The sequence below is a fragment of the Flavobacterium sp. ASV13 genome (genome assembly GCF_000745775.1).
Classification (GTDB): domain Bacteria; phylum Bacteroidota; class Bacteroidia; order Flavobacteriales; family Flavobacteriaceae; genus Flavobacterium.
On the sequence record NZ_JQJY01000005.1, the window covers coordinates 110,192 to 131,244 of the forward strand.

The window sequence follows — 21,053 nt, forward strand, 5'->3', positions numbered from 1 at the left end:
AAAAACTTAGTGTCTTAGTAGCTTAGCATCTTAGTAGCTTTTCTATTTTTGATTATTGTTTTTTTGAAAAGTTTTTTTTCCGCCTTTATTATTGTTTTTGTTGCTTTGAATTTTTGGTTGTCCGCCCGGAGTCGTTTTATTTGACACACGTTTGTTGGTACGCATTAAATCAGTTGTATTTAAAAGCTCTTCTGTGCTTTGTAATAAATTGATTTTCCCTCCTGACAATTCATACAAATGTTCAAAAATCACATCGTCTTTTACGGTATCTTTATTCCAGCTCAAAAACGATTTTTTCATGTGGTTTGCAATAACTAAAACCAAGGCATTTTTCATTTCGCCTTCCTCCCATTTATTAGCCACATCAATCATGTATTTGATGTTGTTTCCGTAAAATCTGTATTTCGGGAAATTTTGAGGATACTGTAATGCATCTGGTTTCAACTGCAAAACATCTCTTGATGGAATTGGGTATGGAGATTCAACGTTTAATTTGAAATCAGACATAATAAAAAGCTGATCCCATAATTTATGCTGAAAATCCGGCACATCACGCAAATGCGGATTCAAGCTTCCCATAACCTGAATGATGTATTTCGCCGCTTTATTTCGCGTTTCATCATCTTCAATTGCAGTAGCCTGGTCAATCAATTTTTGTAAATGACGACCATACTCCGGAATAATCAAACGTTGTCTTTCAGAATTATATTCCAAATTATAAACAACGTCACTTGCGGCTTCTTTTTTATATTTTTCGATCATAAGTTATAATGAAACTATACCTTCTATTGTAGAAACTTCTTTGTATTTACTAATCACATCATCTGAGCTGTGCATCGTAACATCAACAGAAACGCTGGTAAATTTACCTGTTTTAGATTTTGTTGTTTTAATAACTGCCCCCATTCTGTCAAAAGCTTTTTCAACACGCTCTACATTATCTGCTACAGATGGCACAATGAATTTATATAAATATTCTGCAGGCCAAGTGTTTGCGTTGTCAAGCTCTAATTTTAATCTTTCGTAAAATTCGGCTGTATTTTTTTCTTTATCGTTCTCCATTCGTAATTAAAAATAAACGCAAATATACGTTTTTGATTTCAGATTTTAGATTTTAGATTTTAGATTTTTTCCATTGAAAAGATAGTCGTTTTTTCGCCACGAATTTCACTAATTAACGCTAATTATATTGCTGTAAATCTCTTCATTAAATTTCACTAATTTCTGATTGTTTCTAAAATTTAAATTCGCATAAATTCGTGAAATTCGTAGCAAACGTTTATATTTGAAATACTTTGCCAATTTGCTCCCGATAATTATCGGGATTGCGAGATTAAAACAGATCACAATGAAAAAAATCATCTTCTTACTTTTTACATTTTTCACTTTTTACGATAGTCAAGCACAAGAAATCAAAACCTTAACTTATTTCCAAAATGACACTTTAAAACTGGATTTAGATTTATATCTGCCAAAGAAAAAATCTAACGAAAAAATTCCGTTGATTATGTTTGCTTTTGGTGGTGGATTTTCTGGCGGAGAACGTACCAGCGAAAAAGAATTCGGGATGTTTATGGCGCAAAATGGCTATGCGGTTGCCAGCATTTCGTACAGTTTATACATGAAAGGAAAAGATTTTGGATGCAAAGGAACTTTAACAGAAAAGATAAAAGCAATTCAGATTGGTGTAAGCGATATGTGGCAAGCAACTGGTTTTTTAATTGAAAACGCTGACAAATATAATCTTGATACTTCAAAAATCTTTATTTCCGGAATTAGTGCTGGCGCAGAAATTGGTTTCCACGCTTCGTTTTGGGATTATAAATTAATGAATTTATATAAAAGCAATTTGCAGGAAAACTTCAAATACAAAGGTTTCATTGGTGGTTCGGGCGCGATTCAGGATATTAATTTGATTACAAAAGAAAAAGCAATTCCGATGTTACTGGCGCACGGAAATAATGACGACACGGTTCCGTACAGTGCGGGTTCGCATCGTTCTTGCCCAACAAATGCTTCAGGCTGGTTGATTCTTTTTGGATCTTATGCTGTTTACAATCAAATGAATGATTTACACAAAGATGTTAAACTAATTACTTTCTGTGGCGGTGGACATGAATTCTCTGGTTATCTTTTTCATCAAGGACAACAATATGTTTTGGATTTTGTGAATGATGTTTTGAACGGAAAGAGATTTGAATCGCATTTGATTGTTACTTCTAATAAAAAAGGGAAGGATTCTGGGAAGTATTTGTTTTGTGAATAAACTTCAATCGTCTCAAACTTAAAACAGACTGGACTGAAGTCCAGCTCTACAATATTTACCGAGCCTTTGGCTCTTTTCACAATTTAATTCCGCAGGAATGACACATATTGTAGAGCTGGACTTCAGTCCAGTTGCCAAAAACAATAGCCTCCAAAATGCCAAATTTTTCGCTTCTGATAAATATTCTTTTTAATTATGAATAAGTTTAGGTAAATTTGCCCTTTATTTTTAGAATAGTGCAAAAAGAAATCATAGTTCTCCTTGGCGGTCCTGGTACAGGAAAATCTACGCTGATAAACGAATTAGTAGCTCGTGGCTACTGTTGTTACCCTGAAATTTCTAGAGAAGTTACACTCGAAGCTCAAAAAAGAGGCATCGAGCAATTGTTCTTGGAACAGCCATTATTATTTAGCGAAATGTTATTAGAAGGACGTATTCAGCAATTTAAAAACGCTGCGCAAGAACCTGATAATGTAGTTTTTATTGACCGAGGAATTCCTGATGTTGTAGCTTATATGGATTATATTGGCGACGAATATCCGGAGAACTTCACTAAAGCTTGCGAGGATTACAAATATTCTAAAACTTTTATTTTACCACCTTGGGAAGAGATTTATCAGAGCGACACAGAGCGTTACGAAAATTTTGAACAGGCATTGGAAATTCAAAAACATTTAATTGAAACGTATAAAAAATACGGGTACGATTTAATTGAAGTTCCAAAAGATACGGTTGAAAACAGAATTCTTTATATCTTAGATAAAATTTAGGCAGTAAGTTTAAAGTTGCAAAACTAGAAACTGATTTCTAAATTTTTAACTTTAACACTTTGGCCATGCAGGAAGCACAAGAAATTCTTTTAAAATACTGGAAACACGAAAGTTTCAGACCGCTTCAAAAAGAAATTATTGAATCGGTTTTAGAAGGGCAAGATACTTTTGCACTGCTGCCAACCGGAGGCGGAAAATCAATTTGTTTTCAGGTTCCTGCCATGATGCGCGAAGGAATTTGTCTCGTTATTTCGCCTTTGATTGCTTTGATGAAAGATCAGGTGGCGAATCTTCAAAAAAGAGATATAAAGGCCATTGCCCTTACAGGAGGCATTCATACGGAAGAAATCATTGATCTTCTGGACAATTGCCAATTCGGAAATTATAAATTCCTTTATCTTTCTCCAGAGCGCTTACAATCAGATTGGATTTTAGAACGCATCAAAAATCTTCCTATCAATTTAATTGCTATTGACGAAGCGCATTGTGTTTCGCAATGGGGTCACGATTTTAGGCCTGCGTATTTAAAAATTTCAGAGCTCAAAAAATTCTTTCCTAAAATTCCGTTTTTGGCTTTAACGGCAACGGCAACACCAAGAGTTGTTGAAGACATTAAAACAGAATTGGGATTAAAAGACACCAAACTTTTTCAGCAATCTTTCGAAAGAAAAAATATTGCCTATATGGTTTTTGAAGTCGAAGACAAATTGTATCGTGTTGAACAAATTTTGAAGAAAAATCCGCAGCCGTCTATTATATATGTACGAAATAGGAAATCGTGCCTTAATATGTCAACGCAATTACAATCCTTAGGTTTCAAAGCGACTTATTATCATGGCGGACTTTCATCTCAGGAAAAAGATAAAAACATGCAATTGTGGATGTCGGAACAAGCGCAGGTTATTGTTGCCACAAATGCGTTCGGAATGGGAATTGACAAAGACAACGTAAAAACGGTTATTCATACACAACTTCCTGAAAACTTAGAAAATTATTATCAGGAATCTGGACGCGCGGGGCGAAATGGTGAAAAAGCATTTTCGGTGTTATTATTCAATAATTCTGATGCAAACCAAACAGAACAGCAATTCATTAATGTTCTGCCAGATAAAAAATTTCTAAAAACGATGTATGTCAAACTTTGCAGTTATTTCCAGATTGCTTATGGCGAAGGTTTAGACGATTCTTTTTCTTTTAAAATGAATCATTTTTGTCATAAATATGATTTTCCTACTTTAAAAACCTATAATGCTTTACAGTTTTTAAATCAACAGGGAATTATTACAATGTCTCAGGAATTTTCGGAAAAAGTGACGATGCAGTTTTTAATTGAATCCAAAGAAGTGATTCGATACATGAGTCTGAATCCAAATGATGAAGAAATTCTTTTGGCAATTTTAAGAACATATCCGGGAGTTCATGAAATGAAAACACCACTTAATCTTTCGCTAATTGCTAAAAAATCAAATCATACAGAAGAACAAGTAACGACACTTTTAGAAAAATTAAAAGAAAAAGATATTATTGAATATAAATCTAAAAACAACGACGCGACTATTTTATTTAATGAAGTACGCGAAGATGATTTGACAATAAACCGAGTTTCAAAATATCTGGAAAAACAAAACAAACTAAAACGAGATCAGCTTTCGTCTGTACTCTATTATATAAAAGAAGACAAAACGTGCAAGAATAGATTGGTTTTGGATTATTTTGGAGAAGAAACAAAATCGAATTGCGGCGTTTGTTCGTATTGCATTACACAAAAAGGAAAAATTACCGAAGCCGATTCTATTGCTGATAAAATTCTGCACTTATTAAAAGCAACTGCCTTAACTTCGCGCGAAATTCAGAACCAAATAAAACTAGACGCTAAAGATGTGATTTTGGTTCTTCAGGAATTACTAGAAAATAATCATATCGTTATTTTAGCAAACAATAAATACACTTTAAAAACATAATGGAAAAATTACGAATTATATTTATGGGAACTCCGGAGTTTGCCGTTGGCATTTTGGATACCATTATCAAAAACAATTATGATGTTGTTGGCGTTATTACAGCTGCTGATAAACCAGCAGGACGCGGACAAAAAATAAAATATTCAGCTGTTAAAGAATACGCTTTAGAAAATAACCTTACTTTATTACAGCCGACCAATTTAAAAGATGAAAGTTTTTTAGCCGAATTAAAAGCGTTGAATGCGAATTTGCAAATTGTGGTTGCTTTTAGAATGTTGCCAAAAGTGGTTTGGGAAATGCCAAGTTTAGGAACTTTTAACCTTCACGCTTCTTTATTACCAAATTACCGTGGCGCGGCACCAATAAACTGGGCTATTATTAACGGAGAAACTAAAACTGGAGTTACGACATTCTTTATAGATGATAAAATTGATACCGGAGCAATGATTCTAAATTCGGAAATTGCGATTGAACCAACAGAAAATGCCGGACAATTGCACGACCGTTTAATGAATTTAGGAAGCACAACTGTAATTGAAACTTTGAAAGTTATTGAAAACGGAAATGTTACCACAACAATTCAGGAAGACAATGACGAAATCAAAACAGCATATAAACTAAATAAGGAAAACTGCAAAATCGACTGGACAAAATCGGGCAACGAAATCAACAATTTAATTCGAGGCCTAAGTCCATATCCTGCGTCTTGGTGTTTTTTGAAAGACAAAAACGAGGAATTGAATATCAAAATATATGATGCAAAATTGATTTCAGAAAGTCATTCATATGAATCTGGAAAGCTGATCAGCAGCAAAAAAGAAATTAAAATTGCAGTAAAAGATGGCTTCATTCAGCTTTTGAGCTTGCAATTTCCAGGAAAAAAGAGAATGCAGGCTGCGGAAATCCTAAACGGCATTACTTTTTCTGATGACGCAAAGGTCTATTAACCTCAGTAAAACAGGGGTTTCTACCTGATTTTCATCGATAAACAACATGCTTTATGAACAAAAAAAGCAAGTTATTAACAATTATTGCTAAAATTAGAGAAAACACTTGCACGCAACGGATTTCCTACTAAATTTGTGTATTAACAATTTTTTTTAACCAACAATTAATAACTAATTATTATGAACAAATCAGAATTAATCGATGCTATCGCTGCTGATGCAGGAATTACAAAAGCTGCGGCAAAATTAGCTTTAGAGTCATTTTTAGGAAATGTAGGAACTACTTTGAAAAAAGGAGGAAGAATTTCATTAGTAGGTTTCGGATCTTGGTCAGTATCTGCTAGAGCTGCTAGAGACGGTAGAAATCCACAAACTGGAAAAACTATCAAAATTGCAGCTAAAAATGTAGTAAAATTCAAAGCAGGAGCTGAATTAGAAGGTGCAGTGAACTAAGTAAGAAAGTTCTCTAAACTTATAATATAATTGAAACCCTCCTTATGGAGGGTTTTTTTATGCGGTTTAACGATTTTTTTTGGGTATTCTGAAATTTTATGATTAAATTTAATAAAAATTGTAGCCGTATGATTTCAGAAAAATTAAAAAAAGGACACCTGCTTATTGCCGAGCCTTCAATAATTGGAGATTTATCTTTTAACAGATCGGTAATTTTATTAGCAGACCATAACAAGGAAGGATCAATTGGTTTTATCATTAATAAGCCTTTAAAATACACTATTAATGATTTAATACCGGAGATTGATGCGAACTTCAAAATATACAACGGAGGCCCTGTTGAACAGGACAATCTATATTTCATTCACAATATTCCTGAACTGATCCCGAATAGTGTCGAGATTTCTAATGGGATTTATTGGGGTGGTGATTTTGAATCCACGAAAGACTTAATAAACGACGGATCTATCAGTAAAAATAACATTCGTTTTTTCTTAGGATATACTGGCTGGGATGAGAATCAGCTTGAAAATGAAATGCAGGGAAACTCCTGGATCATTGCCGATAATAATTACAAAAACAAAATTATCGGAAAATCGACCACTCACTTTTGGAAAGAACAAATTATTGAGCTTGGTGGTGATTATCTTATTTGGTCTAACGCACCTGAAAACCCATATCTGAATTAATTTTCAGATATGGATTCATTTAGCTTCTGCACTAATAAATGAGCCAGATTGCTTGTAAAATCTTTTTTTCGATATTTAGTTATCGGTTGTATTCCCGTGATTACATTTGTCAGAAATAATTCGTCGGCTTTTTGAAGATCGAACGGTGAAATTATTTCTTCGGAAATTTCTATGCCTTCTACTTTTTTAGCTATGGCCAAAATTTGTTTACGCATAATTCCATTCAAGCAACCTTCAGAAATTGGAGGAGTAATCAATTTCTTTCCTGTAAGCATGAATAAATTTCCCTGAAGAGCTTCTACTACATTTTTTGTATCATTTACTAAAATGCAGTTAGCCAGACCATTTTCATGAGCAAAAATACTTCCTGTTACATTTATCATCTTATTAGTCGTTTTAATCGACGATAATAATTGTTTAGTAACATAGAAGTCTTTATACAGATCTACTTCATATTCAGCCGTATTTACAACATACAAAGTACCTTCAAGGGGCGTTGCGTGAATTAAAAACGAAACTTCATTTGTTTTTGGCAAATACAAGCCGCCATCATTTCTATAAACAGTTATTCTAGCTCTTGCTGAATTAGAAATATTTTTTTCCTGAACAAGCTTTAAAATTTGTTCTTCAAAATACTCCATAGTGAAATTCATTGGAATTTCCATTCGAACCACACGCATCGAAGCCATTAAGCGGAAATAATGATCTTCCAGAAATAAAATTTTATTGTTTAAAATCTTCACTGTTTCAAAAACGCCGTCTCCATATAAAAAGGCGCGATTTTGAGTTAATATATTTTCTTCCTGCGTTACGTTTCCGTTAAAATTGATCATAAAAAAAACCCTGAATTTTGTTCAGGGCAAATATAAGGGATAAAATAGTTTTATACTAAACAGAACCTATAAGATGTTTCAAGTCTGAGATTTGATTCTCCCACAATTGTTTAGCCTCTCCTACTTCTTCTTTTTCAGCAAAATCAACTACCATTAAAGACACATCTTTAGTTAATTCGTCAACTAAAATATGAAGTTCAAAAAAATACTCCGTATCCTTACTGCTTTCATCGACCCATTTAAACTTCACTTTCTCACCCGTTTTTTTAGATGCCAAACGCGCTTTTTCTTGCGAGTCATTCCAAATGAAAGTGAAAAATTCACCTCTTGAATTTACATTGTCTGCAAACCATTCAGACAAACCTGAAGGCGTTGATATATATTGATACAATAATTGCGGCGAAGAATTGATCGGGAACTCGATTTCGTAACGTATTTTTGAATCCATGTGCTGCGTTTAATTTTTTCGAAATATAAGAATATATGTCCAAAAACAATGCGTTTTTAAAAATATTTTTTTTTCTTCATTTTATGCTTGTATGCTTTAATATTATTTTTATCTTTGCACCCGCAATGAGGAAATCATTCCACTTGTAGTCCAGGCGAGGTAGCTCAGTTGGTTAGAGCGCAGGATTCATAACCCTGAGGTCACGGGTTCAACTCCCGTCCTCGCTACAACAGGTAAAACCCTTAAACAGCAATGTTTAGGGGTTTTTTATTTGAATTAACTCATTATTTTGCAAGGAATTTTATTAAATTAGTACCTTGCACAAAGTAATTTACACACGTATGGATATAGTTAAATTTAAAATCACATCTAAAACAATAAAAGTCGAAGTACGAAATTCGAATAATTATGTTTTTAATTTTAATACTGCTTTAGAAATAGAAAAAGCAGACAGAGATGTTTTATTAAAACTATATAATGCATTAGATCTTCTTTTTAAGAAAGAAGCTACCATCGAAAACAAAAACTACATTTCGCCAAATCAAACGAATATTCTGGATCAGATTTCTGCAGCTGACAGTTTACAGAATGAGGAGTAAATACTCTATACAAATAAAAAAAAGCCCTTAAGCAATATGTTTAAGGGCTTTTTATTTAAACTTGGCTTTCCTTCAATAATAACTTCACAAAAAACAAATCCTCCAACGACATAAAAACCACTTAACCAAACGATTAAAACATAAGACTTAAAATAATTTCATAACTTAGTAAGCAGAATTTTACAAAAAATACTTTTTTTTATTTCTCATTAAAACTTAAATCTTATGAAAATCAAACAGAAATTATCATCAGGAATGGTTTTATTAGTTTTATCATTTCTGGCTTTTGCCTGCAAAAAAAAACCAACAACGGATTCTGAATCAACAAAAAAAGATTCAGTCGTTACAACAACAGATTCTTTATCTTCACAAAGTGGCGATCTTGTAACTGCCGCTAATTTTAATCGAGCAGAAACCGATTTGTATTTTAGCACTTCTGTTAAACAATCAAATGGTACTGGTGCTATTTTTCATTTCAGAACTTTAATGCCCATAGATAATCAAACTGTTATTCGTGCTAATCGCGATGTTTTATATTCGTCTGGTGTTTTTGATCTCGACGCCGGCCCCGTAACAGTTACACTGCCAGATCCAGGCAAGCGATTCATGTCGATGCAAACATTCGACCAAGATCAATATTCTGAAACTTATTATGCGCCCGGAACTTTTACTTTTACCAGAGAAAAAGTCGGCACGCGTTACTTAATGTTAGGAATTCGAACCTTTATCAACCCAAATGACCCGAAAGATTTGCCAATTGTAACCGCTTTACAAAATGCAATTAAAATTGACCAAAAAGAAAAAGGAACTTTTGAAATTCCAAATTGGGATAAAGTAAGCCAAAAGAAAGTTAGGGATTCATTAATTGAAGTATCAAAAAAACTATCGGACACAAAAGGAATGTTTGGTCCAAGAGGAAAAGTAGACGAAACACTTCATTTAATTGGAAGTGCTACCGGATGGGGAGGAAATCCTGAAAAAGATGCTCTTTATCTTTCAGTCAATCCTGCCAAAAATGATGGAAAAACGGTCTATAAATTAAAAGTAAAAAATGTACCAGTTGATGGATTTTGGTCTGTAAGCGTTTATAATAAAGACGGCTATTTTGAAAAAAACGATCTTGACTCTTATACATTGAATAATATTACTGCAAAAAAAGATGCTGACGGGTCAGTAACAATACAATTTGGCGGTTGTGACGGAAAAACACCAAATTGTATTCCAACTGTTGCTGGCTGGAATTATTGGGTAAGACTTTATCGTCCACATAAAGAAGTTTTAAATGGTACTTGGAAATTTCCTGAAGCTCAAATTGTCAAATAATACCATTACAACATATTTCATTGCATTGTATACAAAAGCCGTTAATTTTTTAACGGCTTTTTTTGTTCTGTAGATTATTTCGAAATAAAAAACAATCTATTTTTTGTAACATTTTCAAACATTAGCGTCAAAATATAGAATTTAATTGCGGTTCTTTGCAACTTGTTACATTCGCAATTGAAATTGATCAATTTTTGAATACAATAATATTGAAACCAATGAGTTTAGACTAGTTAAAAACTAGTTGCTATATTTTCGTTATGGACAATAAAAAGTTTATCTCAAGTTTAAAAAAGGGTAATGAAGCCGCCTTTAAAGAGGCGTATTTCAATTACTACGATAAATTGATAAACATTGCCAGACGATTTAACTCTTCTGTACTTACACCTGAAGATTTTGTTCAGGAGACTTTCATACGATTATACAATAAAAGAGAATTGCTCAACGAAGATGTTTTGCTCGACAAACAATTATTTGTCATCTGCAAGAATATCATTCTCAATCACATTAATAGAGAAAACAAAATAATTCAGCTTGATCCTCAAGTTGATATCTTACAGGAAGAAACTGATTCAACAGTTTTTGATGAGAGAAGTGAAAAATTACACAGTTTCATCAATCAGCTTCCTGAACAACAACAAAAAATATTTACTTTACACAAACTGGAAAACCTTAGCTATAAGGAGATTGCAGAAATTACGGATCTTTCTGAAAAGACCATTGCCAATCATATTTATCTTGCCAGTAAATTTATTCGGAAAAAAATCGAAAACCATTAGGAACTTTTTTGTTCTCGTTTGTTATATATAAAAAACAAGAACAGAAAATGCATATTGAAGCATATAAAACTAATGTCAAAACAAAAAAAGACGCAAGTTTACTTGTCGCTCTTTTACAATTCGTCATTTCAGATTGTATCATAAATTTCGATGAAAAAGGTCAGGAAACCATCCTAAAAATCGAAACCAATCGTGATATTAAAGAAATGGTTTATCGAGTTTTCAGCAAACAAGGTTTTCATTGTCAAATCATTTAATACCCAAAAATCATGGATAAGGAAAACTTTGATGAAGAATTTAAAAAACTATGGGACGAAACTCCTGTTTCAAATTCTGACAACGATAAAGAAGCTTGCTGGAAACAATTCCATTCAAAAACTTTTGCTCCGAAGAAAAAGAAAACAAAACCTTGGCGCTATTATGCCGCTGCAGCAGTTTTGCTTTTTGTTTTGATTGGATCCGGAATTTTCTTTAACAACAAACCTCAACAAGAAAATATAATTCTTGCCGAAAACGTAATTGAAAACACCTCTTCAAAAATAAAATTTGTTGTCTTGCCAGATGATTCAAAAGTAGAATTAAGTCCAAATTCTAAAATCACTTACGGACATAATTTTGCTTTGAATCGAAAAATTGAAGTTGATGGACTTGTCTATTTCAAAGTAAAAAAAGATAAACAACATCCGTTTCAGGTTTTTTGTAATGAAACGACAACTACCGTATTAGGAACTTCTTTTACAGTAAATGAAACGGAAGATGAAAAAGTAACGGTTGAACTTTATGAAGGAAGCGTTCAAATGAATGTAAAAGGCCAAAATCAAAAATGGATTTTGAAGCCGGGAGAAAAATTCACTTACGGAAACCAAACTGCTTCGGTAACAGAATTTAGCCGATTCATTGACTTTGATAATCAAAAACTTTCTGAAGTAAGCCAATATATTGAAGAAAATTATGGTTATAAAGTAATTCTTCCGAAGGAAAATTTAGATCAGAAAATCACAATCAGAATCAATAAAAAAGAGGATTTAAAAACAATTGTACAATTAATATCAGAAATGTATAACCTAAACTTTGAAATAAATGAAGATTTAAAACAGATTACTTTTCAGTAGAAAAGAAAAAAGGATGCAAGCCGCGAAACTACACATCCTCCTTATAATCAGGATAACACGAAGTTATTCCATTTAATAATAATCCAAAAATACAAAATTTCATGAAGCATATAATTTCAGCATGCTTTTTTTTAATCAGTTTATTGGCGTCTGCTCAAAAGGTGACTGTAACTGTAGATAAAAACGTAACCTTAAAAGAATTCTTTAAGCAGATTGAAAATCAAACCGATTTTAAATTTGCTTTTACAGATCAAATCGACACCGATAAAAAATATTTTACCAAAAAAAACACATACAAGCAAATCGAAGTTGAGAAACTGATTTCGGAATTAAACAAAACGGCAACGGTACAATTTTCTATTGTTGGCAATAATATTTTTGTGAAGCAGAAATCTCAATCTCAAAAACAAGCTAAAAAAAAAAGCAAGCTGAAAGGCCAGATTATTGATGATGAAAAACAACCCGTTATTGGTGCCAATGTTTTTATTAAAGAATTGGAAACCGGCACCGTAACGGATTATAATGGAAAATTCAGCATTGAAGTCCCAAATGGCACTTATACTTTTGTAATTAGCTACGTTGGATTTAAAAACCAAGAAAAACAAATTACAATTTCGGATGATGCCAATATCAATTTCAACATCGAATCTGATAGTCAGCAATTAGGAGAAGTTATTGTTACGACCAACAAAGCCACTGACATCAAAAACACGCAAATGAGCGTCAATAAGCTTTCGATGCAAGAAATAAAACGAATTCCTGTTGCAATGGGCGAACCAGATCCTTTAAAATCGATTTTGACTTTGCCGGGAGTTACCAATGCAGGAGAAGCTTCATCAGGGTTTAATGTGCGCGGAGGTGCTGCTGATCAGAATTTGATTCTTTTGGACGGTGCTCCTGTTTATGCAGATTCGCATATGTTTGGATTTTTCTCCATTTTTAATGCCGATGCTATCAGCGGTTTAGAATTATACAAAGGCGGAATTCCTTCAAAATATGGCGGACGTGTTTCTTCTGTTTTAGATGTTACACAACAAACCGGGGATTTTCAAAATTATAAAGTAAATGGTGGAATTGGAATAATTTCTAGCCGACTTTTGGTTCAAGGTCCATTACAAAAAGACAAAGGCTCTTTTATTCTTTCTGGCCGAGCTTCATATGCGCATTTATTTTTAAAATTGGCCGACAATAAAAATTCGGCTATGTTTTATGATTTGAATGCCAAATTCAATTATCGCTTTAATGCTAATAATACTTTGACTTTTTCTGGATATTTCGGAAATGATGTTTTTGATATCAACGATCGTTTCTCTAGCAAATACGGAAGTACAATGGGAATTTTAAGTTGGAAACATAAGTTTTCAGATCGCTTAAACACCAATCTTTCTGCATTTTACAGTGATTATAAATTCAATTTAGGACTTTCTTCAGAAAATTTTGAATGGGATAGCAATATCAAAAGCTACGGTTTGAAATACAATTGGTTTTATCAGCAATCAGAAAAATTCAAAATCAACTACGGAATTGATGGTTTGTATTACAATTTTAATCCGGGAGTTGTGCAGCCAACAAGTATTGATTCGCAGTTTAATTATCAGCAATTGGACAAAAAATATGCTTTAGAAACTTCTGCATTTATTGATTTTGAAAATCAAATTACAGAAAAACTAAATTTCAGATACGGACTACGCTATAGCATGTTTTATCGTTTAGGTTCAGAAGAAATCAGTACTTATGAAAATGGTCAGGCTGTTGTTTTTAATCCGCTCTATAATATTTATCAGGAAGGAACTCCAACGGGAACAATTTCTTATGGAAAAGGAAAGAAGATAAGCAGTTTCAACAATTTTGAACCTAGAGCCGCTTTGTCTTATGCTTTTAATGATAACACTTCGATTAAGGCAAGCTACAACAGAATGGCGCAATACATTCATATTTTATCAAATACGCAATCTCCGCTGCCAATGAGCATCTGGACACCGAGCGGGCCTTTTACAAAACCGCAAATGCTGGATCAGTATGCAATGGGTTATTTTAAAAATTTCAAAGACGGCGATTATTCTTTTGAAGGAGAATTATTTTATAAGAATGTCCAAAACCGAATTGACTATATTGATGGAGCCGATGTTTTGGCCAACAACAATATTGAACAGGTTATCCTGAATGGAAAAGCCAGATCATACGGAATGGAATTATTGCTTAGAAAAAACACAGGAAATTTTACCGGATGGATTTCTTATACTTTATCACGCGCCGAACAAAAAACACCGGGAAGAACTCCTGAAGAACCGGGGATCGCAAACGGTGACTGGTATTTATCTGGATATGACAAACTGCATAATTTAAGCGTTGTTGGAAGTTATGAATTCAGTCCAAAATGGTCATTTAATGGAAATTTTACTTTGCAATCAGGTCAGCCGGTAACGTATGCTAATGGCTATTATGAATTTGGCGGTATTCATGTTCCTAATTATTCTTTGAGAAACGAAAACCGACTTCCTCTTTTCCACCACCTTGATGTCGCTGCAACTTATACGCCAAAACCAGAAAAAAAGAAAGGATGGCAAAGCTATTGGGTATTTAGTATTTATAATATCTACAACCGAAAAAATGCTGCTTCAATGAATTTCACCACAAATGAAGATACCGGACTTAATGAAACCCGAAGGCTATCGATCTTCGGAATTGTCCCTGGGGTTTCTTATAATTTTAAATTTTAATGCGATGAATAAATTAAAAAAATATAACGTCATGAATAGAGCATTGGCCTTTATAAGTCTGATTTTGGTTTTGATTTTCAGTTCCTGCGAAGATGTTGTAAATCTGGATTTAGAAACCGGTGAGACCCAAATTGTAATCGATGCTGAAATTGTCTGGAAAAAAGGAACTGCCGGAAATGAGCAAACGATAAAAATCAGCAAAACAGCTCCTTATTACAACGGCTCAACGCCAAAAGTTTCTGGAGCACAAGTTCGAGTGGAAAACAGCAATGGCGATGTTTTTACTTTTACAGAAACGGCGGCTGGAGTTTACAAGTGCACTAATTTTGTTCCAGTCATCAACATGGATTATAAATTATTTGTTCAGGCCGAAGGACAAAATTTTACTGCTGTAGAAAAACTGACTTCAGTAACGCCAATTGATAAAGTAGAGCAAAAAATTGTTCCTGATTTTGGTGGAGAAGATGTAATCGAAGTTACTTTTTATTACAAAGACCCCGCAGATCAAGTCAATTTTTATTTAACCGATTATCAAAGCGAGTTTCTAATATTTCCGGAATATGAAATAACAAATGATGATTTTTATAATGGAAATGAAATCAGCACAAGATATTCGCATGAAGATATGAAGCCTGGAAATACTTTAAACATTTTACATCGAGGTATTTCTAAAAACTTTTTTAATTATATGAAGTTAATTTTAGACGCTTCAAACTCAAATCCGTTTCAGGTTCCGCCGGGGAATATTAGAGGAAATATTGTCAATACAAACAATGCTAATAACTATGCATTGGGCTATTTTAGACTTTGTGAAGCAGATGCTGTTTCTTATGTTGTGAAATAGATTATTTTACAAAAACACAAAACCCTTAACTTTCATGTTAAGGGTTTTTATATTTAAATCAATCCTAAAATTTTTCCGTAAGCTATTGCAGCTTTATGAACCTGAATCGTCCAATCTTCTGCTGCATTATCATCGGCTCCGTCAGAAATATATTTAAGGCATAAAAACGGAATATTTTCTTTCATTGCAATCATCGCCAAAGCATAAGCTTCCATATCTACAACATTATAGGCATCAGAAGAATGCTCCATTTCAAAATTATCGCCAGTTCCGCAAACACCTTCCTGAAGGTTATCCATCAGCAAACCATATTCTAAAACTGTAGGCAAACCCGATAATGGTGTTTCATATAATGCAAAACCTAAGCCTCGAACGTCCATATCTCGTTGCACAAATTTGGTACAACAAATTACATCACCTTTTTGAAAATTGCTACTTCCTGCCGATCCTAAATTTATAATTATTGAAGGTCTTTTATTTTGAATTGCTTTTGACAATTCATAAGCTGCATTCACTTTTCCGATTCCAGTAAATACAACATTATTTTCTTTAAAAACTTCTGCTGCTTCAGATTCAAGAGCAAAACAGAATAATATATCTTCATCGGCAAAAGATTCCGTTTGATTAATTTTTATCATGAGAGATTTTAATTTCAGGTCGCAAAAATACGTTTAAAATTGTTTTTACAAGAAGAATTATTTATGTCACAAAATCAATTCTTCAAAAATTGGATCCTGCAAAAGTGCTGCCGAAAGCGATTCCATTGAATGTTTGGAAGCATGTACTTGCCATTCTAAAGTTATATGATCCAGATTACGACGTTGAACAATAAGCTTTGACTGTACCTTAAAATCCGAAAATAATTCTTTACATCTTTTATAACCATCATCTGTGCGCTTAAAGGTAATACGGAGTACTTTATGTTCATTGCTGATATCAATTTTATCTTGAAGAAATGTAAGAAGCGTTAAAATCAAAAGAATCATCAATGCAGCGCAGGCCGAAGCAAAATAATAACCCGCTCCTACTCCCATACTCACAGCCGCTACTGACCAAATTGTTGCCGCAGTTGTAATCCCGCTAACATGACTGTCTGACCTAAAAATTACTCCGGCACATAAAAACCCTAAACCAGTTACAATGTTTGAAGCAATTCGGTCTGCGTTTCCAGGTCCGCCAATCCATTGAGACATAAATGTAAAGAAACAAGCACCCACAGAAATCATTATAGTGGTACGAAGACCTGCCGCTTTTCCTCTATATTCCCTTTCAGCACCAATTAAAGCTCCCCAAAATGCAGCTAAAAGCAATCTTATGACAATTTCTACTTCCATTTAAATTGTATTTTTCAGTTAAAATTACGCAAAAAACACAAAACCTTCAAAATCAAAATGACTCTGAAGGTTTTTAACTTTTTAGAAAATGTTCTTAATTATTCTTGTATTCTTTTTCCTTTTGGGCATACCAATCTTTCATAACATAAAAAGCTTTCTTTTTTATTCCGTTGCTTGAAATTAAACCTTTTCGATTAAAGAAATCCTGAATGTTTGGCAATTGTCTTCTTGGTGATCTGAAATCAACCAAAATCCACGGCGAAACTCCCGCCAAACCTTCAATGCGATTGAACATTTGAGTATTCTGAATATACAATTCTTCCTGATATTCTTCGTTCCAACGCTCTTTCTTGTCGCCATGCAAACCTTGTAAAGCTTCACCTCCAAATTCACTCACAATAACGGGTTTGTTATATGGAATTACCCATTGCATGTCTTTGCAAGATTCGTTTGTTCCTCTGTACCAGCCTAAATATTGGTTAAAACTTACAATGTCAACATATTCATTCATATTATCCTGAAGTGTATTGATGTTGTTTGGGCTTTTGGTTACTTACATCGCCATACTGATTAATCGGGAATTATCTTGTGTACGCGCATATTTTGCTAATTTACTCAAGAAGACATCTCTGTCATCGCCGTGAGGAGTTTCGTTTGCGATAGACCAAATTACGATTCCGCAACGATTTTTATCTCTGTAAATCATATCATGCAATTGATGTTCTGCATTTTCATAAGTAGCTGGATTTGTCCATGAAATCGTCCAGTAAACTGGAACTTCTGACCAAATCATCAATCCCATTTTTTCGGCTTCTTTTACCATATTTTCATTGTGTGGATAATGCGCTAAACGAACATAATTGCAACCTAATTCTTTTGCCCATGTCAACAAAGTATGAGCATCTTCTGTAGACCAGGCTCTTCCGGACCTGAACGGTGCTTCTTCATGAATACTTATTCCTCGCAAAAAGACTTTTTTACCGTTTAACAAAATTTCTTTTCCTTTTGTTTCAATAGTTCTAAAGCCAATTTTATCCGCAATATTTTCATCCGCTTTGCTGATTGTTACTTCATATAATTTTGGATTTTCAGAAGTCCATAAAACTGGATTCGCTTTTAATTCAAAATAAGCCATTCCTTTGGCATCAGTTTTTACCTCTTTTTTGATTTTCAATTCGGGAATAGAAATCGAAACCGACTGATTTATCGCTTCACTATTCATCTTTACCCAACCCGAAATTTTTCCTTTTTCTTTTTTATCTAATTGGATCAAATAATCTTCGATATAAGTATTTGGAACTTGGGCTAAATTTACGTCTCTTGTAATTCCACCATAATTCCACCAATCCATATTTACAGTTGGAACATTATCTTTATGACGTTTATTATCGACTTTAACAACAACGAAATTATTTCCGTCAACCAATAAATTTGTCACATCAAAATTAAAAGGCGTATAACCGCCAATGTGAGTTCCGGCTAATTTTCCGTTTACATAAACTTTTGCATCATAGTTAACCGCCCCAAAGTGAAGAATCCCTTTGCTGTTTGCATCTTTTTTATAATTAAAGTCTTTTTGAAACCAAACTGTCCCTTCATAAAAAAACAATCTTTCGTCCTTCGAATTCCAGTCTGACGGAATATCCATAACAGCTGAAGTTGCAAAATTATATTCTGACAATTCTGAAGTATTGAACTTTTTGTTTTCAAAAAAACCATTGTCTTTTAAAGGCATCAAACGATAATCATAATATCCATTTTCAAGCGGATCTACGATGTAATGCCATTTTCCGTTTAAATTAATATTATCTCTTGCCGAAATATTAGACAATAATGGTACTTCCTGCGCTATTGTTTTTCCAATAAACAAAAAAGCAAAACACAGCATTATAATTTTTCTCATAACTAAAAACATTTATTTTTTTCGAAATTCTTAACTGCTAAAGTTAAATTTTTATTATAAAAATTAGGGTTACAAAAGTTCAGATTTTTTTCAAAACACCTCATCAAATACTTATCAATTATACGCTAAAAACTGCCTTTTAATGCATTTTGAGCTAGATATTATTATTTTTTCTAAAAATCTAATGATTCTAAAGGTTTGCTTTTCCTTATAAAACTGAAATTTTACTTTTTATCTTTTTTTTAAATACCTTTTCTATATTATTTACCCTAAATGTTTAAACGCAAATGCAAAATTTTTAATAATAAAGTTTTTTTTCGTTTTCAAAATCACTAACTTGTTTATGCTTAAGAACATTACACAATAAATTTCTTGTTTACACGCTTGTATTCTATATTTCTAAAAGCAAATTAAAATTTCCCCCAAAACAATTTTACTGAAGGCACTTATTTTATTGTAATTAAAAAAAATAAAACTATGCGAGTATCCGTTATCCGAAAAAACATAAAATTTACCCCAGATTCTAGAAGAGTTGTTGCCCGATATTTTATGAATGGCGACGAGCGAACCCAGCAGATGGTAATTCGGATAATGTCACTTGATGAAAAACAAGTTTATGAAACACTCGAGCAGACACTTCGTGAATTTGCGAGAAGACACCGAAATATTTCGGCCATATTTTTTCGACACTGCGAACTAATAAAACCGCTGATTGAAGCCATGCAAATTGATTATGAAGGTATGTCGTTAAATCGAAAAATGCTTATAGGTTCCTATTGTACTATGGAATATGCAATCGAATCTGCCGCCATTTTTAATCCTTCAATTATAGAAGATTTTGATCAGTCTGGACTTGAAATTGGCGAAAAACGAATTATTATTTCGTTTAGAGCAACCGGAGAAGGACATATTTCTTCTATCGTTTTTAGAAGAGGAATTCTCGACAAAGACAATAATTTACAGATAATGAAAATTGGCAATCAAATTGATAAAGCCGAAATTGAACATAAAACCTTATTGAACAAAGAACGATTTCTGACGAAATTGTCTGAAATGCATACCTCAAACAAATACATCGACCAAATTATGCAGGATTTACCAGATGCATTTGAGTTTGTTGTTTTGAAAAATATGGTTAATACCGCTTTAAGTGACCCTTCGATTCGTCAGGAAAGAAGAACTGCATTAGAGGAAATAATCTGGCTTGCCAATTCTTTTTATGATGTTCAGTTCAGTCACGATTCAGATATTACAGAACGTGTCATTTTTCCAATTTCTGATTCCGAAAGCCGAGGTATCGAAGATGCACGTTTTGTCCGTTTTACAGATGATGATGGTTCTTCTCGTGTTATGGCAACTTATACCGCATACAACGGACATGCGATTTTACCAAAACTGATTTTGACCGAAGACTTTTATAGTTTTAGAGTATTGCCTTTACATGGTGATGGTGCACAAAACAAAAATTTAGCTTTATTCCCAAAAAAAATAAAAGGCAAATATGCGATGCTTGCCCGAATTGATGGCGTCAACAATTACCTTATGTACTCCGAAAGAGCAACGCAATGGAACAATCCGATTTTATTGCAGGAACCAAAATATACTTGGGAATTTACACAAATTGGAAACTGCGGATCACCACTCTGGACAGATGAAGGCTGGCTTGTAATTACACATGGCGTTGGAGCAATGAGACGCTATTGTATCGGGGCTTCCCTTTTTGATTTAGATGATCCTTCAAAAGAAATTGGAAGACTCCGCGAACCATTGCTTGCACCATTAGAAGATGAACGAGAAGGCTATGTGCCTAACGTTGTTTATTCCTGCGGTGCTATTATTCATAATAACAGCCTTATTTTGCCATATGCCGTTTCTGATTATTCTTCGACTTATGCCGTAGTCGATTTAACGGAACTGCTAGGAGCTCTTAAATATGGTCAATAAATAGTTAGTATTAGGTTTCCTAAACTTTAATCAAATCAAAAATCCACGTTAAAATCTCAATGTCATAACAGTTTTTCCGTGTAAAAAAATACTTTTGTCAAAAACCACATTTCTATTTTTAAAAGAAA

The 21,053-nt window shown here is 33.4% G+C and carries 22 protein-coding genes and 1 tRNA gene; 15 read left to right on the forward strand and 8 right to left on the reverse strand.

Annotated elements, in window-relative coordinates; genetic code table 11:
- Window positions 1-42: 42 nt before the first annotated feature.
- The gene (locus GQ47_RS14330; RefSeq protein ID WP_035649755.1) at window positions 43-762 is read right to left on the reverse strand and encodes a DUF4290 domain-containing protein; all 720 of its coding nucleotides are present in this window, start codon (window positions 760-762) and stop codon (window positions 43-45) included.
- Between the two features lie 3 nt (window positions 763-765).
- Window positions 766-1,062 (reverse strand): DUF493 family protein, encoded by a 297-nt coding sequence (locus GQ47_RS14335; RefSeq protein WP_035649758.1) that lies wholly within the window; start codon window positions 1,060-1,062, stop codon window positions 766-768.
- A 286-nt stretch (window positions 1,063-1,348) separates the two neighbouring features.
- On the opposite strand from GQ47_RS14335, the gene GQ47_RS14340 reads away from it, so the two are divergent.
- The 6 genes from GQ47_RS14340 to GQ47_RS14365 all read left to right on the forward strand — a co-directional run bounded on the left by GQ47_RS14340 (window position 1,349) and on the right by GQ47_RS14365 (window position 7,086).
- On the forward strand, window positions 1,349-2,266 hold the full coding sequence (locus tag GQ47_RS14340; protein WP_035649760.1) for an alpha/beta hydrolase family protein: 918 nt from the start codon (window positions 1,349-1,351) through the stop codon (window positions 2,264-2,266).
- 236 nt (window positions 2,267-2,502) lie between these two features.
- Window positions 2,503-3,036, forward strand: a complete 534-nt coding sequence (locus GQ47_RS14345; protein WP_035649762.1) for an AAA family ATPase — start codon at window positions 2,503-2,505, stop codon at window positions 3,034-3,036.
- Between the two features lie 65 nt (window positions 3,037-3,101).
- Window positions 3,102-4,997, forward strand: a complete 1,896-nt coding sequence (locus GQ47_RS14350; RefSeq protein ID WP_035649764.1) for a RecQ family ATP-dependent DNA helicase — start codon at window positions 3,102-3,104, stop codon at window positions 4,995-4,997.
- The gene (fmt, locus tag GQ47_RS14355) at window positions 4,997-5,944 is read left to right on the forward strand and encodes a methionyl-tRNA formyltransferase (protein WP_035649767.1); all 948 of its coding nucleotides are present in this window, start codon (window positions 4,997-4,999) and stop codon (window positions 5,942-5,944) included. Before GQ47_RS14350 ends, fmt begins: the two co-directional genes overlap by 1 nt.
- Before the next feature lie 180 nt (window positions 5,945-6,124).
- Window positions 6,125-6,397 carry an HU family DNA-binding protein gene (locus GQ47_RS14360; protein WP_012022249.1) on the forward strand — a complete coding sequence of 91 codons (273 nt, stop codon included), beginning with the start codon at window positions 6,125-6,127 and terminating at the stop codon, window positions 6,395-6,397.
- 128 nt (window positions 6,398-6,525) lie between these two features.
- Window positions 6,526-7,086 (forward strand): YqgE/AlgH family protein, encoded by a 561-nt coding sequence (locus tag GQ47_RS14365; RefSeq protein WP_026727618.1) that lies wholly within the window; start codon window positions 6,526-6,528, stop codon window positions 7,084-7,086.
- On the opposite strand, the gene GQ47_RS14370 is transcribed toward GQ47_RS14365, so the two are convergent.
- Together GQ47_RS14370 and GQ47_RS14375 are read right to left on the reverse strand one after the other, a co-directional pair.
- Window positions 7,083-7,919, reverse strand: coding sequence for an aminotransferase class IV (locus GQ47_RS14370; RefSeq protein WP_035649770.1), 837 nt, complete (start codon window positions 7,917-7,919; stop codon window positions 7,083-7,085). The genes GQ47_RS14365 and GQ47_RS14370 overlap by 4 nt on opposite strands.
- Before the next feature lie 55 nt (window positions 7,920-7,974).
- Window positions 7,975-8,367, reverse strand: coding sequence for an START-like domain-containing protein (locus tag GQ47_RS14375; RefSeq protein ID WP_026727620.1), 393 nt, complete (start codon window positions 8,365-8,367; stop codon window positions 7,975-7,977).
- A 153-nt stretch (window positions 8,368-8,520) separates the two neighbouring features.
- Here GQ47_RS14375 and GQ47_RS14380 point away from each other — a divergent pair.
- The 8 genes from GQ47_RS14380 to GQ47_RS14415 all read left to right on the forward strand — a co-directional run bounded on the left by GQ47_RS14380 (window position 8,521) and on the right by GQ47_RS14415 (window position 15,744).
- Window positions 8,521-8,594 (forward strand) — tRNA-Met (locus tag GQ47_RS14380).
- A 114-nt stretch (window positions 8,595-8,708) separates the two neighbouring features.
- Entirely contained in the window at window positions 8,709-8,966 is a 258-nt protein-coding gene (locus GQ47_RS14385; protein WP_035649773.1) for a hypothetical protein, read from the forward strand.
- 225 nt (window positions 8,967-9,191) lie between these two features.
- A complete protein-coding gene (locus GQ47_RS14390; protein ID WP_238567991.1) occupies window positions 9,192-10,289 on the forward strand; it encodes a DUF1214 domain-containing protein in 1,098 nt (365 codons plus the stop codon).
- 260 nt (window positions 10,290-10,549) lie between these two features.
- Entirely contained in the window at window positions 10,550-11,068 is a 519-nt protein-coding gene (locus GQ47_RS14395; RefSeq protein ID WP_035649776.1) for an RNA polymerase sigma factor, read from the forward strand.
- 47 nt (window positions 11,069-11,115) lie between these two features.
- Window positions 11,116-11,325 (forward strand): hypothetical protein, encoded by a 210-nt coding sequence (locus GQ47_RS14400; RefSeq protein WP_035649778.1) that lies wholly within the window; start codon window positions 11,116-11,118, stop codon window positions 11,323-11,325.
- A gap of 12 nt (window positions 11,326-11,337) precedes the next feature.
- Window positions 11,338-12,180 (forward strand): FecR family protein, encoded by an 843-nt coding sequence (locus tag GQ47_RS14405; protein WP_035649780.1) that lies wholly within the window; start codon window positions 11,338-11,340, stop codon window positions 12,178-12,180.
- A 101-nt stretch (window positions 12,181-12,281) separates the two neighbouring features.
- Window positions 12,282-14,900: a TonB-dependent receptor gene (locus GQ47_RS14410; RefSeq protein WP_035649781.1), complete on the forward strand. Its 2,619-nt coding sequence runs from the start codon at window positions 12,282-12,284 to the stop codon at window positions 14,898-14,900.
- A 4-nt stretch (window positions 14,901-14,904) separates the two neighbouring features.
- Window positions 14,905-15,744, forward strand: a complete 840-nt coding sequence (locus tag GQ47_RS14415) for a DUF4249 family protein (RefSeq protein WP_035649784.1) — start codon at window positions 14,905-14,907, stop codon at window positions 15,742-15,744.
- Between the two features lie 53 nt (window positions 15,745-15,797).
- Here the strand turns inward: GQ47_RS14415 and GQ47_RS14420 are convergent, their stop codons facing one another.
- From GQ47_RS14420 to GQ47_RS14430, 4 genes are all read right to left on the reverse strand, one after another.
- Complete coding sequence (locus GQ47_RS14420; RefSeq protein WP_035649787.1) at window positions 15,798-16,382, reverse strand: 5'-methylthioadenosine/S-adenosylhomocysteine nucleosidase family protein; 585 nt, start codon at window positions 16,380-16,382, stop codon at window positions 15,798-15,800.
- Between the two features lie 66 nt (window positions 16,383-16,448).
- The gene (locus tag GQ47_RS14425) at window positions 16,449-17,078 is read right to left on the reverse strand and encodes an MgtC/SapB family protein (protein WP_035649790.1); all 630 of its coding nucleotides are present in this window, start codon (window positions 17,076-17,078) and stop codon (window positions 16,449-16,451) included.
- Between the two features lie 94 nt (window positions 17,079-17,172).
- Complete coding sequence (locus GQ47_RS23780) at window positions 17,173-17,589, reverse strand: hypothetical protein (protein ID WP_238567992.1); 417 nt, start codon at window positions 17,587-17,589, stop codon at window positions 17,173-17,175.
- 42 nt (window positions 17,590-17,631) lie between these two features.
- Window positions 17,632-18,981: a glycoside hydrolase family 2 protein gene (locus GQ47_RS14430; protein ID WP_238567993.1), complete on the reverse strand. Its 1,350-nt coding sequence runs from the start codon at window positions 18,979-18,981 to the stop codon at window positions 17,632-17,634.
- A gap of 477 nt (window positions 18,982-19,458) precedes the next feature.
- Here GQ47_RS14430 and GQ47_RS14435 point away from each other — a divergent pair, with 477 nt between their 5' ends.
- The gene (locus GQ47_RS14435) at window positions 19,459-20,925 is read left to right on the forward strand and encodes a glycoside hydrolase family 130 protein (protein WP_035649793.1); all 1,467 of its coding nucleotides are present in this window, start codon (window positions 19,459-19,461) and stop codon (window positions 20,923-20,925) included.
- The last annotated feature ends 128 nt before the right edge of the window (window positions 20,926-21,053 follow it).

Coding starts and splice junctions, on each gene's coding strand:
- GQ47_RS14330 (WP_035649755.1), bottom strand. CDS start 762: ATGATCGAAAAATATAAAAAAGAAGCCGCAAGTGACGTTGTTTATAAT.
- GQ47_RS14335 (WP_035649758.1), bottom strand. CDS start 1,062: ATGGAGAACGATAAAGAAAAAAATACAGCCGAATTTTACGAAAGATTA.
- GQ47_RS14340 (WP_035649760.1), top strand. CDS start 1,349: ATGAAAAAAATCATCTTCTTACTTTTTACATTTTTCACTTTTTACGAT.
- GQ47_RS14350 (WP_035649764.1), top strand. CDS start 3,102: ATGCAGGAAGCACAAGAAATTCTTTTAAAATACTGGAAACACGAAAGT.
- fmt (WP_035649767.1), top strand. CDS start 4,997: ATGGAAAAATTACGAATTATATTTATGGGAACTCCGGAGTTTGCCGTT.
- GQ47_RS14360 (WP_012022249.1), top strand. CDS start 6,125: ATGAACAAATCAGAATTAATCGATGCTATCGCTGCTGATGCAGGAATT.
- GQ47_RS14365 (WP_026727618.1), top strand. CDS start 6,526: ATGATTTCAGAAAAATTAAAAAAAGGACACCTGCTTATTGCCGAGCCT.
- GQ47_RS14370 (WP_035649770.1), bottom strand. CDS start 7,919: ATGATCAATTTTAACGGAAACGTAACGCAGGAAGAAAATATATTAACT.
- GQ47_RS14375 (WP_026727620.1), bottom strand. CDS start 8,367: ATGGATTCAAAAATACGTTACGAAATCGAGTTCCCGATCAATTCTTCG.
- GQ47_RS14385 (WP_035649773.1), top strand. CDS start 8,709: ATGGATATAGTTAAATTTAAAATCACATCTAAAACAATAAAAGTCGAA.
- GQ47_RS14390 (WP_238567991.1), top strand. CDS start 9,192: ATGAAAATCAAACAGAAATTATCATCAGGAATGGTTTTATTAGTTTTA.
- GQ47_RS14395 (WP_035649776.1), top strand. CDS start 10,550: ATGGACAATAAAAAGTTTATCTCAAGTTTAAAAAAGGGTAATGAAGCC.
- GQ47_RS14400 (WP_035649778.1), top strand. CDS start 11,116: ATGCATATTGAAGCATATAAAACTAATGTCAAAACAAAAAAAGACGCA.
- GQ47_RS14405 (WP_035649780.1), top strand. CDS start 11,338: ATGGATAAGGAAAACTTTGATGAAGAATTTAAAAAACTATGGGACGAA.
- GQ47_RS14410 (WP_035649781.1), top strand. CDS start 12,282: ATGAAGCATATAATTTCAGCATGCTTTTTTTTAATCAGTTTATTGGCG.
- GQ47_RS14415 (WP_035649784.1), top strand. CDS start 14,905: ATGAATAAATTAAAAAAATATAACGTCATGAATAGAGCATTGGCCTTT.
- GQ47_RS14420 (WP_035649787.1), bottom strand. CDS start 16,382: ATGATAAAAATTAATCAAACGGAATCTTTTGCCGATGAAGATATATTA.
- GQ47_RS14425 (WP_035649790.1), bottom strand. CDS start 17,078: ATGGAAGTAGAAATTGTCATAAGATTGCTTTTAGCTGCATTTTGGGGA.
- GQ47_RS23780 (WP_238567992.1), bottom strand. CDS start 17,589: ATGAATGAATATGTTGACATTGTAAGTTTTAACCAATATTTAGGCTGG.
- GQ47_RS14430 (WP_238567993.1), bottom strand. CDS start 18,981: ATGAGAAAAATTATAATGCTGTGTTTTGCTTTTTTGTTTATTGGAAAA.
- GQ47_RS14435 (WP_035649793.1), top strand. CDS start 19,459: ATGCGAGTATCCGTTATCCGAAAAAACATAAAATTTACCCCAGATTCT.